1 protein-coding gene is annotated in these 15666 nt (G+C 67.4%); it reads left to right on the top strand.

From position 1 onward, the window contains the following. Positions 1-468: 468 nt before the first annotated feature. Positions 469-15654, top strand: coding sequence for a leukotoxin LktA family filamentous adhesin (locus VVD47_RS17075; RefSeq protein ID WP_327604718.1), 15186 nt, complete (start codon positions 469-471; stop codon positions 15652-15654). Positions 15655-15666: the final 12 nt, after the last annotated feature.

Below are 15666 nucleotides of genomic sequence, written 5' to 3'. Positions count from 1 at the left end.
GCGACGGCAGCGGGGAACGCCCTGGCAGGCGCATCCGGCGGACAACAGGGGCAGCGTCGCGGACCGGCGAGGAATGAGCAGCCGACATGAGCCCGCAGGGTGGCGACGCCCTTCAACGCCGGGAGGGCTCCACAGGGCTCCAAGGCCCGCCCTTATGGGCACGATACCTCGCCGTATGGCTTGAAATTGTGTCATTCACCGTGAAGGCTGTCGCACTGCGCGAGATCGGTACATGGAAGCCGACCAGCCGCTCATCCAAGCTTGCTCCAGCCGCAAGAATGCGCCCGCTCCGGGGCGCCCGGACATCCCCCGCCCACCCACCGTTCCCCGACGTCCGACGACGCGGAACGGAATACGGCATGGCTGCCGCGCCCGGAGTGATCGCCCACACGAACACAAGAAAGGCAGCACAACAGCTGCCGCGCCAGCGCCGCGCTCCCGGCCTGGTTACGGATATCGGGGAATTCCATGAGCTACGGTGCCATCACCTTCTTCCGCCGCCAGTACCTGCGCATCCTGCGTCACTGCGCTTTCCTGAACGCGATGGGCATGCTCGGCGGCGTCCTGCTGCCCATGCCAGGCGCGATGGCGGCGGACATCGTCACCGACGGCCGCACCCAGACCAACCTCAGCGGGAGCGGCGGAGGCGTCACCGACATCACCACCGGGACCGTCCGCGGCAACAATGCCTTCAACAGCTTCAGCCGCTTCAACGTCGGCAACGGCGAGACGGTGAACCTGCACCTGCCGACGAACACGGCCAACCTGCTGAACCTCGTCAACGGCGCTGGCGCCAGCAACATCGACGGCGTGATGAACGCATATCGCGACGGGCGCATCGGCGGCAACGTGTTCTTCTTCAATCCGCACGGCGTCGTCGTGGGCGCAAGCGGACAGATCAACGTGGGCAGCCTGATGCTGGCCGCGCCGACGGCGGACTTCATGAACCGTCTGCTGTCCCCGCAAGGCGCGATCGACAACGCAGCGGTCGCCCAGGCGCTGGCCGGCCAGTTCCCGCTGTCCAGCACCGGCCTCATCAGCGTGCGTGGCGCCATCCGCACCATCGACGCCGCCATGCTGGCCGCCGCCACGGTGAACATCGAAGCCGGTGGCAGCGTCCACAGCGGCCCCTCGGCAGCCGTGCAGTTTGGCGCACTGGTGAATGTGGATGGCCTGGCACAGGCCGGCGTCACCTACGCCGACGGCGACACGATCCGCATCCTCGCTGCGGGCGACGTCAGCATTGCGGGCACGGTCGCAGCCGACGGCACGAGCGGACAGCACGCCGGCAACGTGGACATCCGCGCCGGTCGCGACATCACCCTCTCCAGCGGCGCACGCGTGTCGGCCGATGGCCATGGCAGCGCGTCCGATGCAGGACAGGTCATCACCTGGGCAGACCGCAACGCGACCCTGTCGCAAGGCGCCACCGTCTCGGCCCGTGGCGGCGAGGTGTCGGGCGATGGCGGCTTCGTGGAATTCAGCGCGAAGGAGAAGATCGTGCTGGCCGGCGGCGAGCTGAAGGTCGGCGCGAACAATGGCGACGCCGGTGCGGTGCTGATCGACCCGAACGACATCGAGGTGGTGGCCAACAGCCAGTTCACCGACGGCGGCGCCTACACGCTGATCGCCAACAACTCGATCACGGTCGCCGAGAACGTGGTGATCTCCACCCGCAACACGACCAACCCGACCACCGACGACCACCTGACCGCCGCCTCGCAGGGCGACTCCGGCAATCTGCGCCTGAAGGCTTCGCACGTCGAACTGAAGGCCGGCTCAAAGCTGCTGGCGCACGCGGACAACGGCTTCGCGGCCGGTGACATCACCGTCTCCGCCAGCCACGTCAACGCCGTGGGGGCGGACCGCACGGCCAACGCCAGCGTGAAGATCACCGACGCCACGATCCGTGGCCGCAACATCCTCATCCGCAGCGACGCCGACACCTCGGCCATCGTGCAGGCGCTGGACGCCTTCCCCAACACCTCGCTGGCGGATGCGCAGAAGCTGGTGGACGACGAGGCCGACAGCCTGTCCGACGGCCCCGGCGGTGAGTTCCTGGCGGTCAAGACCAAGGCCACGGCGAAGACGGAGATCTACGGCGCCCGCATCACCGGCAGCGGCTCCGTCACCATCGACAGCCGCGCCGGCGCGCGTGCCGGCTTCAAGAAGGAAGCCAGCGCCGACACGATCATCGGTGACAGCGCCACCCGGAACACCCAGATCAGCGGCAGCAGCGTCACCATCGAAGCGAAGTCCAGCACCTCCTTCACGCTCAACGTGCTGGGCAACCTGGTGCGCCTGGCCGACCAGAGCTGGCTGCCTGACGAGAACGACCCCACGCTGCAGGTCGTGAACGACCAGTTGTTCGACTTCAGCGCGATCCCGCTGGTGGCGCTATCCACCTCCACCGCCAGGGTGCTGGTCAACGGTGCCACCAGCGTCACCGCCAGCGATGCCATCAACATCAATACCGAGGCCGTCTCCGCCGCCAAGCCGGGCTTCAGCAGCCCGATGCTGTTCTCCGCCGCCTGGGGCGAATCGACCGCCGAGGCGAAGACTCAGGTACTGGGCACGGCGACGCTCACCTCCACCAACAAGACCAGCGTCGGCGCCACCACCGACGTGGAGCTGAACGTCAGTGCGGACGTCAATTCCACCAACAAGCCGATCGACGCGGTGTTCGTTCGCGCCAAAAATACCGCCACCGCGCTGGCGGAAACCGGCGACGACACCACCATCAATGCCGGCGCCATCGACGTCAATGCGCTGGTCAAGGCCGACATCACCGCCGTGGCCAGCGCCCGCAACGCGGGCGGCAGCGGCCTGGGCATCGCGGTGGCCGTCAATGAATCGGACAACACCGCCACGGCCAGGCTGGGCGGTGACGCCACGGCCACCACCGGTGACGTGAAGGCCAACGCCAAGGTCGACATCGCCAAGAACACCACCAGCGCGGATGCCGCCACCCTGGGCAATCCCAACACCCTGTCGGCGAAGATGACCAACTTCACCGCCGGCATCCAGCGCAACGTCTCCGGCGGCCTGCTGACCTCGGTCGGCGGCCTCAGCCAGGCGAACAGCGACAAGCTCACCGGTTTCATGTTCCCGGGCATCAAGGAAGGCAAGTTCAACGCCTCCGGTGCCGTCGCGTACGTGGACGCCACCAACACGGCCAATGCCAGCATCGCCGCCAACGCGACGGTCAAGGCCAACGGCAAGATCGACGTCGTGGCCAAGGTGGAAGACCGCCCGACCGCCAGCGCCGGCGCCAAGTCCACCTCCACCGGCACCGCCATCGGCGGCTCGGTGGTGCTGGGCAATTTCAGCAACAACGCGGACGCCTTCATCGGCCACGACGCGACGGTGGACGCCAGGGGCGCGCTGCGCGTGGATGCGCAGACCCTCGTGCCCTTCGCCTGGCAGATCGACTGGAACTCGCCGGACGCGATCCTCAACCACCTGCAGGGCGCCGTGCTGGACCTGGTGTTCACCTCGTACTCGATCAACTCCGCCAGCGGCAAGAGCGGGCTCGGGCTGGCCGCCGGTGTCAGCCTGTTCAACCTGGACAACCACAGCAACGCCCATATCGACGAAGGCGCGAAGATCAACACCGTCTACGACAAGGACAGCATGGTGCTGCCGCAGCAGTCGGTCACGGTGTACGCGAAGAACGACGTCAGCACCGTCAATGCGGTCGGCATCCTCGGCAAGAAGTTCTTCGGCACCAGTGGCGGCAAGGCGGCCATCGGCGGTGCGGTGAACATCGTCGACATCGCAGGCACGGCCAGCGCGACGATCCGCGGCAACGCCCAGGTGAAGAGCGAGAACGGCGTGGACGTGAAGGCCGAATCGGTGAGCCAGATCGTCACCGTGACGGAAGCCGGCGGCCAGTCGGACAACGTCGGCATCGAGGGCGCCGTGTCGATCAACATGATCGACAACACCACCGTCGCCGCCATCGACGACGACGCGCGGATCGACGCTGGCAGCAACGTGCAGGTGCAGGCGCTGGGCGACGTGGAGAACATCGCCATCGCCGGCGGCGTGGTCGCCACGAAGGGCCAGGTCGGCATCGGCTTCGCGGTGTCGATCAACGACATCGACACCAGCACCTCGGCCTTCGTGGGCGACTACGATCCGCTGAACCTGGACAACGCAGCTGCCACCGGCAGCGTGAAGACCGGCGGCAACCTGCTGGTGAAGGCCGAGTCGGACACCGAGATCGGCGCGTATTCCGTCAGCGGCGCGATTGCGACCAACAGCAGCGCCCAGGGTTCGGAATCCGGCGCCAGCGGATCGGACACCAAGAGCGGCAGCAGTGGCAGCGGCACCGGCAAGTTCGGCATCGCCGTCTCGGCCGATGCCTCCATCAACGAGATCACCGCCGACACCAAGGCCTACCTGTCCGACGGTGCCAACGTCACCCAGGCCGGCAACGTCACACTGGACGCCGACAACACGCTGGCCATCAACGCGCTGGCCGGCGCCGTCACCATCTCCACACAGAGCAATGGCAACGGCCTGGCCGGCTCCTTCGCGATGAACAGCCTGGGCGGCACGACGGCTGCCTACATCACCGACGCCACCATCGCTCAGAGCGGCGCGCTGTCGCTGGATGCCGATGTCGACGGCGAGATCCGGACCCTGTCGGCGTCCGTGCAAGGCAGCAAAGGCAAGGTAGGCGTCGCCGGCTCGGTATCGATCAACGACATCGCCAATACGACCACCGCCTACCTCTACAACAGCAACGTCAGCGGCGTGCAGGGCGTGACCGTCAGCGCCAGCGACACCTCTGCCATCCGCGCGGTGGCGGGCGCCATCGCCTTCGGTGGCAAGGCGGGCATCGGCCTGTCCTTCGCCTGGAACGAGCTGGACAACGTGACCAGCGCCTACATCCAGAACAGCGACGTGGATGCCAGCGGCGCGCTGGACGTCAATGCCACCAGCGACGGCCAGATCGACACCATCGCTGCGTCGCTGGGTGCCAGCAGCGGCCAGATGGCCGGCGCCGCGGCGGTGGCCATCAACGAGATCGACAACCGCACCAACGCCTATATCGATGGCAAGAAGACGGTGAACGGCATCGACGCCGCGTCGCTGAACGTCAGCGCCACGGACGGCGCAGGCATCTTCGCCGTGGTGGGTGCGCTGGGCCTCTCCGCCGGCAATGCCGGCTTCGGTGTCAGCTTCGCCTGGAACGACATCGACAACCGCATCGGCGCCGAGCTGAAGAACACCCACGTCGACACCGGTAGCGTCAGCCTGACGGCGAAGAACGACTCGGAGATCGAAACCTACGCCATGGGCGGTGGCGGTTCGGCCAAGGTCGGCGTGTCCGGCTCGCTGGCGATCAACGACATCACCACGCAGACGCAGGCACGCAGCGACAACAGCACCGTGCTGGCCAGTGGCAACGTGAGCATCAAGGCGACCGACGAGGCAGACATCCTGGCGGTGACCGGCGCGCTGTCCGGCGGCGGCACGGCGGCAGTGGGCGCCTCCGGTTCGTACAACCACATCGGCGGCAGCACGCTGGCAGAAGTGAGCGGCGGGCAGATCGACAGCGCGGCGTCCGTGACGGTCGAAGCGAAGCGCAGCGGCACGGTGGACGTGTGGGCGGCGGCAGGTTCCGGCGGCGGCACGGCAGGCTTCGCTGGCTCGATTGCCATCAACGACCTGGGCGGCAGCACCACGGCGCGCATCGGCAACGGCGCGAACGTCGACGCCGACCACAACCTGCTGCTGACCGCACAGGACGATGAGACCATCCAGGCCAAGGCCGGTACGGTCGCGCTGGGCGGCACGGTCGGTGGCGGTGGCGCCATCGCGGTGAACGACATCCACTCCAGCACCACGGCCGAAGTGACCGGCAGTGCCACGCGCGTCGACGCGCTGGGCCTGGGCGGCACCATGGCGGTGGACAACGGCAGCCTGACGGCCGGCGGCTTCGGCGTATCGGTAGACAGTCGCCAGCAGAAGGACAACATCCGCGGCGTGGCCGTGGTGGCTTCCTCCACCAGCAAGGTGGAATCCATCCTCGCCAACGTGTCCGGCGGCGGCAAGGCCGGTGTCGCGGCCACCGTGTCGGTGAACCTGCTGGGCGGCACGACCACCGCACAGGTCACGGGCGGCGCCAGGATCAACGAATCGCTGGCCGGCGCGAATGCGCAGCAGCAGGCACGCGTGGCGGCCTACCACCACGACGTCGTGCAGGCCGGCGCGGGCGGGCTTGCCATCGGCGGCGCAGCCGGTGTCGGCGGATCGGCCGATTCCACGATCGTTTCGCACACCACCACCGCGAAGGTGGATGGCGCCACCGTGCAGGCGAACAACGCGGTGACAGTCGATGCCGGTTCGACGGTGGAGACTGAACAGATCGTGGTGGGGGCAGCCGGCGGCGGCGCAGCGGCCGTCAATATCTCGGCCACGGTACTGTCGGTGAATGGAACCACCCAGGCACTCGCGCACAACGCCACACTCAACAGCCAGGGTGCGCTGACGGTCGAAGCCACTTCCGAGCTCGACGCCGATCACTACGTCGGTGGCCTGAACGTGTCCGGCGCGGCCGGTGTCGGCGCCTCGGTGATCGTCACCGTGGTCGATCAGACCACCAGGGCCACCACCAGCGGCAGCACGACGCTGAACGCCAACGGCGCGACGAACGTGCACGCCGCTTCCGACCAAGATATCGGCATCATCGGCGCCACCGGTTCCGCCTCGGGCGGCGTGGGCATCGCGGGCACGGTGGGCGTCACCATCGTGAAGGGCAGCACCGAAGCCACCGTCGGCGGCTCGACGCAGATCAACCAGGACGGCAGCTACGCCGGCAGCGCGCAGGACGTGCGCGTCACCGCTAGCGACAGCACGAGCTTCGACAGCAAGCTGGGCGCGCTGGGCATCGGCGTCAGTGGCGGCGGCGTGGGTGCCACCGCCGACGTGGTGCTGGTGAACAACGGCGCCTCAGCCACCATCGTGGGGGGTGCCCGTGTCGATGCGGATCGCGACATCGTCGTCGATGCAGACGCCACGCGTGACATCAGCTCCCTGACCGTCGCCGCCTCGGGCGGCCTCACCTTCGGCATCTCCGGTGCCGTGTCCTACATCGGCGTCGGCAGCCGCGCTGGCAGCGATGCGCAATCCGAACTGTCCGGCTCGGTGAATGACGCCAGCACGGTCTCGTCGCGCAGCGCCTTCGGCGACCAGTCGAGCACGGACGCCGGGGGCATCTCCGGCACCGTGTCGCGCACCAACAGCGCACGCAGCGGGCTGAACGTCGCCAACGATTTTGCCACCCTGCCCTCCAACAACACGGCCGCAGCCGGTGTCGGCAGCGGCGCCGTATTGAAGGCAGGACGCGACGTGAATGTGTCCGCCACCACGCAGACCGACACGGATGCCATGGCCATCGGCGCCGCGGTGTCGGGTGGCGTCTCCCTGGGTGGCGGCATCGCCATCGCCAACGTGGATGATGCGACGCTGGCCAGCGTGTCCGGCAATGTCACCGCCAACCGCAACGTGCTGGTGAGTGCCAGCGACGTGCAGACCCGTGCGTCCTCCCTGCAGACCTATGCCGGCGGCGCCGGCCTGGTCGGCCTGGGCGCCTCGGTGGCGATCCAGAGCAAGACCAGCAGCGCGACGGCAGAGATCGGCAACAGCGCCATCATCAACGCCACCGGCACGGCAGCTGCCGATGCCAATGGCACGGGCCTGGTGCGCGTGGATGCCGGCATCGACCACAACCTGCGGTCCGAAGCACTGGGCGGCGCAGCCGGTATCGTCGGCGTCGGCGCAGCGCTCGCGTATGCCACCGAAGACGGCAGCGCGACTGCACAAGTGGGCGACAACGCGCAGATCACCGGCAAGGCCCTGGACGTGCATGGCCATGCACAGACCGACACCTATGCCGAAGCCACGGCTGCAGCGGGCGGCCTGTTCAGCGGCGCCGGCGCGGATGCCAAGGCCACCGACCGGTCCTCCGCCAAAGCCGAACTGGGCGACAACACCACCGTACGCACCACCGGCGGCCTGGCGCAGATCCGTGCCGACGTCGACCCGGTGGCCGATGCGCGTGCCCTGGGCGTTGCCGTCAGCACCAGCGTGTCGATCGGCGTATCGCTGGCCAAGGCCGAAGTGGATACGGATGCCGATGCCATCACCGGCAACAACATCGACGTGGAAGCCGCGACCCTCAAGCTGGACGCACAGACCAGGCTGCGTGGCGGCGACAAGACGGCAGATGCCTCTGCCGTCGCCGCGGCCGGCGGTGCCCTGCTGGGTGCAGGTGCTACCGATGCCGATGCCATCGCCAACACCGGCACGCGCGCCCTGATCGGCAACAATGCGAAGCTGCGCACCAGCGACGATGTGCAGGTACTGGCGAACTCCGCCACCAGCAGTGACGCTCGCGTCACCGGTGTGAACATCGGCTTGCTGGCCGGCGGCAGCAACAACGCCAGGACGGTCGCCGACACCACCACCACGGCCGGCATCGGCAACAACGCCGACATCGTGTCTACGGACGAAGTGAAGATCTCGGCCACCGGCAGCGATACGCTGCGTGCCGATACCGAAGCCGGCGCCGGTGGCCTGGGCGTGCTGGTCGCGTCCAAGGCGCAGACGATCGCCGTGTCGCATACCGATGCCTACCTGGGCAGCGCGAGTGGCACCGGCGGCAGCGTGACGGCGCGCGAACTGGACATCGACGCCGCGCAAACCACCAACTTCAACGCCACGGCGGATTCGCTCAACGCGTCGGTGGTCGGCTACTCCGGCGCACGCGCGGTCAACAACGTCGACACCTTCACCAACGCGCGCATCGGCAACAACCTGACGATCAATGCGCAGGAAGTGCAGGCGCACGCGCTGAACAGCATCGTGAAGCCGTCGCTGGGCGGCAGCTACAACGTCGACTCGCAAGGCGGTGGCCTGCTCAATGGCGCCGCAGCGCGCAGTGAATCGACGATCCGCAACCGGGCGGAAGTCAGCATCGGCGACGGCACGGACCTGATCGTCAACGTGGCCGGCGTCGGCCTGGGTGTGCTGAACCTCGGCGTACAGAACACGGTGAACGCCCACGATTCGGTGCGCCTGGATTCCGGCGGCGCGGTGGCCATCGCGCGTGCCGAGTCGGTGATCAACAACGACCTCAACGACGGCAAGGTGCAGGTCGGTAGCAACGCCACGCTGCTGAGCGACGGCGAGATCAACCTGTCGGCCCGCACGGTGGCCGACGTGCGCACGGAAGCCCGCTCCAAGACCTATGGCGTGGCCGGCGCCGCCGAGGGGGACACACGCTCCTACATCGCGGCCGACAACCAGGTGAACATCGGCGCCGGTACGCTGATCGAGTCGGAGAAGGACGTGCACCTGATGTCCGGCACCGACCGCAACGCCGGCAACAACCTGAACGCCGACGCCGACACCCGCCTGTGGAACCGCACCGCGGTACCGATCGAGACGGACCCGAAGGCCCACGGCGAGATCAACCAGCACAACACCATCAACGTCGCTGCCGGTGCGCAGGTCCGCTCAGTGAAGAGTGTCTACCTCACCGCTTCGGAAGGCACGCACACGGTGCGTGGTTTCGGTGAAGGCACCGACTCCTACCGCGAGATCCTGTCCGCGATCGGTGAGTTCTTCGGCGCCGACACCTCCTCGCTGAAGATCACTGGCGGCTCCACGGCCAACAACTCCAACAATCCGTTCAACCCGGGCTCGGGCGTCAACGTGGATGGCACCGTGGAAGCCGGTATCTGGCACCACCAGTGGCTGACCTACAACGCTGACGGCAGCTACGACAAGTCGCAGAGCGTCAGCTTCAACCTGCGCAACAACGTGAACCTGGCGACCGAACTGGCCGCTGAGATCAACGCGCTGCGCCTGAAGGCGCAGCAGGTCCGCACCTCGGCCAACAACTACGCTGGCGACGCAAACGCCACCGACGTGGCCAATGCCCTGGACAACGATGCCGACATCCTCGAATCGCAACTGGCAGCCCTGGACGCCGGCACACTGGTGAACTTCCTGGACGTCAACCCGATCCTGGCCACCACCGGCAACGTTCATGTCACCGGCGATTACCTCACCGGTGGTGCAGGCGGCAAGCTAGAAGCCCCCGGCGACGTGCGCATCGACATCGACAACAAGTCGACGCGCTTCATGACCACCAACACCCTGACCATCCCCGACGACGATGGTGGCCAGGTCACGTTCAACGGGCTGCGCGTCTCCTCGGCCGACGCGATCAACGCACGCAACAGTTCGGGCAAGAGCACCAGCATCACCGTGGTGGACGCCGACACTTCGCCCAAGCCCGTGATCGCCATCGAGAACAGCAACGACGCCGACACCGGCTCGCCGGCGCAGCTGTGGATCTCCGGCGACATCACCAACCTGCGCGGCATCGCGGATGCCAAGAGCCACGGCACCATCCGTGCGTCGGCCAACATCAATGCCGAGACGGTGAACATCGCCACCGGCGGCGACTTCATCAAAACCTACACGCCGGGCTTCACGCACCAGGGCGGCAATCCCATCAGCCAGCTGGGCAGCCTGCCCGCTCAGCGCGAGGCGATCGAAGCGGATTACATCGCCGCCATCACCGCTCGCGACTGCAGCGTGCCGACCAATTGCAGCACCACTATCGCCGGCAACAACGTCTACATCAGTGGCGAGAAGCTCAACATCAACGGCTTGATCCAGGCTGGCCTGCCGGATCGCAGCATCACCATCCCGGGCACGCTGATCAGCAGCCAGGCCGGTGCCATCGCGGCGGCCAAGGCGGCCTACCTGGCCAACCCGGACAGCGCGCCGCGCTACTTCGACCTCAACAACCCCGACCCGGCCAGCACCGACATCAAGGTGCGCTACGACCTGGCGACCGACCGCCTCGATCTCGCCAACGTGCGCATGGGTGGCGGCCACATGGAGCTGTACGGCAACGTCTTCTCGACCGGCAACGGCGAGCTGCGCGTACAGGACGGCTATGGGCGCATCGCGGTGGTCAACGACACTGGCCTCGACATCGTCATCAATCGACTCGACACCGGTCCGGGCGTTGAAGGCGTCATCAAGATCACGGACACCTCGAAGCGTCTGCTCGCCAATGGCAGTGTGGACCAGACGGGAGCCTCCAGCTCCGGCAGGGCGCTGGTGACGCAGATCGTGCGCATCGGCGACACCATCTACACGCTGGACAACCGCACCGTCGACGCCGACGGCAAGCCGAACTACATCGTCAGCCAGCGGAACGGTCGTACCGGCACCTACGAGACGACCAAAAACCGCCGCTTCAACTGGATCAACGGCAAGACCACCTCCTGGACGCGCGACGATTCCTACATCACCAAAATCACCTGGGGCGCCGACTGGCTGGCGCCTGACCCCGGCGGTCAACCCAGCGAGACCAGCAGCAGTTCGACCTATACCAATCGCCTGACCGGCGACTGGCTGACGGCCAACGACTTCAGGACCGGTGACTACAACTACGACCACTCGCAGTACGTGACGCCGCAGGCCCGCAACACGCTGGCCCCGGTCCGCTGGGATACAGACTGCATCGCCGGAGTCTGTCACAGCGAGTATGTGAAGCAGACCTATCGCTATACCTGGACGGAGTACGACTACTACCACCACAGCCTCGACGCCTCGAAGCAGATCAAGGTCACCTTCACCGGCTACGACACCTCGGACGTCAACATCGCCTCGTCGAGCGGCAAGGTGCTGCTCAACGGCATGGTCCGCAGCCTGACGGGCAACGCCACGATCAATGCGACCAATGGCATCGAGAGCCTCAGCGACAACGCCTACATCCTCGCCAACAATGTCTCGCTGAACGCCGCCACCGGTGCGATCGGCAGCGCAGCCAGGCCCGTGCAGATCGACCTGACGGATGCCGACCCGGCCAAGGGTCTGGTCGACGGCACCTTGAGCGCCATGGCGCGCGACGGCATCAGCGTCAAGGAAATCAGCGGCGACCTGCGCATCGCGGCGCTGAACGCCACGGCGGGCGATCTCAACGTGATTGCAGACCGTCACCTGATGACCACCACCAATGCCGGCCTCGTCATCCTGCGTGGCAACAACATCAATCTGGTGAGCCTGTCCGGCGGCATCGGTACGCCAGCCACCGCAGCCAGTGGCGGCATCGTCACGGCAGGCAGTGGCGTGACGGTGGATACGCGCGGCAGCAACACGGTGCTGTCGGCCAGCGCTGCCGGCGACATCCGCCTCACCGAGGCCACCGGTGACATGCGCGTCACGAAGATCGATTCGAGGACTGGCGACGTCACGCTGGGTGTCGTCGGTGGCAGCCTGCTGGACGCCAACCTGGTCGAGCAGGAGGACAACAAGTCCTCGACCGAACTGCTGGCCCTGTGGGACAACATGAAGCTGCGCGGCAACCCGGCCCGGGCCGCGGCCGACCAGACGGTTGCGAACTTCCAGAAGCAGGTCGAGAACGACTACAAGAGCTACTGGCGCATGCGCAACCTGCGTGCCGACGGCAACGGCGGCTTTGCGACCGATGCCTACAACGCGGGCTACAGCTTCACGCTCAGCGCCGCGCAGGTCAGTGCGCTGAAGAACGCCAACGGCTGGACCGATGCCGACATCGCCAGCTACCAGGCCGAGCAGACCGCGTTCTACCACGACGCCCATACCCGCTTCGGTGGCGGCACCTACAACGACAGCTTCAGCTACACCGCGACCCTCCAGGAAAGCACCGCCCTGAGGGACGGCGCCGAGTGGAAGGACAGCGAGCTGGCGAACTCGCTGGGCGCAGGCCTGTTCCGCGCGGTGGCGGATACCGAAGTGCGTATCGAGGAGGCCAACGTCGTCGGCCGCAACATCACCCTCGGCACGCTGGCGGGCGGCATCGGACAGGATGCCGGCGAGCTGCTGATCTCCCGCAGCATCGACCCCGGCACGCTGAGCAAGGAGGAGAAGCTGGCCTTGCTGACCGCCGAGAAGCAGGACGTCACGCTCACCGCCACCCATATCCGCATCCGCCAGAAGAAGGATGTCGATGTCACCGCCAGCGGCAACCTGGTTGCCGAAGCGGCCGGCACCATCCTGATCGGCTCGGAGCAGGACCTCGCCATCGAGAAGGTGAAGAGCACGCAGGAAGTGCGCATCAAGACTGGCGCAGGCCTGTCGAACGCGGCAAGCGGCAACGATGCCGCCATCGAGTCCGCCAACCTCGTGCTGGAAGCCGGCCAGGGCAGCATCGGCTCGGCCAGCAAGAGCATGGTGGTGGATGTCGCCAACGGCAGCCAGCTCATCGCCCGCGCCCGCAACGACGTGTACATCACCGAGAAGAGCGGAGACATGCGGATCAGCTCGGTGTACGCGCAGCAGGATGCGGTGCTCGAAGCTGCGACCGGCGCCATCCTGGACGGTGGCCAGGACGACAAGCTCGACGTACAGGCGAAGAACGTCAGCCTGACGGCCGCAACGACCATAGGCGCCGCCGGCGGAGCAGCCGGCGCGCTGGAGGTCAACGTCGGCGCCACCGGCCTGCTCAATGCCAGCGCACCGAACGGCGTGTACATCAGCAGCGCGGGACAGAACGGCAACCTCGGCAGCATCAACACGACAGGCGACTTTGCCTATCACGTGAACGTCGGCAACCTGGACGTGCTCGGCCAGGTGAATGCCGGCAGCATCACCCTGTCCGCCGGCGACGACATCTCCATCAGGGGGGCGGGCAGCCTGACTGCCACCGGCGACATCAGCGTGGAGGCCGGCACCGACGGCAATGGTTCGCTGCAGGTCGATGCCGGCGGTACCCGCATCACGGCCGGCAGCGCACTGACCCTGATCGCCGCCGACGACATCTCGCTGAACGCCGCGGCACTGTCCGGCGGCGACACCCGCGTCACCGCCGGCCGCGACCTGGACCTCGACGCCCGACTCGACAGCAATGGCAGCACGACCCTGGTCACCCTGGCCGGTGACCTGCGAGTCGGTGGCCAGCTTGTCAGCGAAGGTGCCCTGAGCCTGTCCAGCGGCCAGCACATGAGTGTGGGTGGCCTGATCGACGCCGCCGGCAACGTCACGCTCGACGCGGTGGGCAACCTGCTGGTCGACGGCACGGTCGACAGCGGCAACGACCTCCGTACCCGCAGCGGCGGCGACACGCAGGTCACCGGTACGCTGATCGCCACCGGCACCGCGGGGATCGACGCAGGCGGCAACCTCGGCATGACCGGCGCAAGCCTGAGCAGTGGCGGCTCCACCACCCTGACGGCGGGCAACGACCTGACGGTCACCGGGACGCTGGTCGACGCGGAACGTCTGGACGCCACGGCAGGTGCGGCACTGACGCTCGCTGGCACGACGCGCGTCGCAGGTGACACCACGCTCCTCAGCGGCGGCACGACCACGCTGGGCGGCAGCCTCACGACGGGTGGCAACCTGGCCGTCAGGAGTGGCACCGACATCGTGGTGGCCGGCAGCGTGCAGGCCGCGGGCAGCAGCCTGCTCGTCGCGCAGCAGAACCTGAGCATCACTCCCGCCGGCACGCTCACCAGCACTGGCAACACCTCGCTGACGGCAAGCAACGGCAACGTGGTCATCAACGGCCGCGTGGACACTCCTGCATCGCTGCAGGTCAACGCCGGCCAGGATGTCCTTGTCGGCGGTAGCGCCACGGCGGGGGGCGACACCCGGGTCGAGGCCGGTCGCGACCTGGTGGTCACCGGCACGCTGGCCAGCGGCGGCAACCTGCAACTGGACGCCGGTCGCAACATGCAGCTGGACGGCACGGTGACTGCCGCAAGCAGCCTGACCACCCGGACGGCGAACAGCCAGTCCATCGGTGGCACGGTGAACAGCCAGGGCCCGGTGAGCTTCGTGGCAGGCGACGACATCGCCTTTGCCGGCGGCAGCCTGTCCTCCGCGTCCGACATCGTGCTGACCGCGGGCAGCGACGGCAGCGGTAGCGTGCTCGGCAGCGCGAGCACCGGCACCGACGTGACGACCCCGGCCACCCTGCAGGTGCGCGCACCGCAGACCATCGGCGGCGCGCATGCGCTGCAGGTCAGCAGCCCGGACGTGGTCATGCAGGCTGACGTCATCCAGGCCACGGTCAGCACGCCCTTGCCGCTCGCATTGCAGGTCAGCGGCATGAACGGCAGTCAGGCCAGCCTGGTGGCGATGACGCTGGACGCCCCCGCCGGCGCCACGTTCAGCCTGCTGGATGCCTACGTCAGCACGGTGAACACCAATGGCCCGCTCCGCGTGATCGACGGCCGGGTCGGCAACTACGCCAGCTTCCAGACGCCGGATTACAGCGTGCGGGTGGATGCAATAAGCAGGCTGGGACAGTCAGCGTTCGATGCGCACGCCTTCACGATGACCGGCACCTATGACCTGCGCATCACGCCGTCCTCGGCGGAAGTCGGCGCCTTCATCATCCGCAGCAATCCGCTCAAGGTGGTGTCCGGCTTCCCGGCCGGCACGGTGACCGCATCGGGCACCGGTCAGGATGCATTGGGCGCGCTACGCGCTGCGCCCAGCAGCACCGCCCTGCAGATCCGCACCGACACCGCGCCCGCAGCGGGCAACGTTTCGATCAGCGGCGACCTCTTCGAATGCAAGGGTGGCGACAGCGCCTGCGCAGGGCTGACCGCGTCCGGCGCACAACCATGAGACCACGCAGCA

It is taken from the genome of Uliginosibacterium sp. H1, assembly GCF_036017065.1.
Classification (GTDB): domain Bacteria; phylum Pseudomonadota; class Gammaproteobacteria; order Burkholderiales; family Rhodocyclaceae; genus Uliginosibacterium.
Note: the sequence above shows the minus strand (reverse complement) of the source record. Positions and strands in the feature narration are given on the sequence as shown.

What these genes read in the sequence shown, in the direction of transcription:
- VVD47_RS17075 (WP_327604718.1), top strand. Translation starts at nt 469, where the DNA reads ATGAGCTACGGTGCCATCACCTTCTTCCGCCGCCAGTACCTGCGCATC.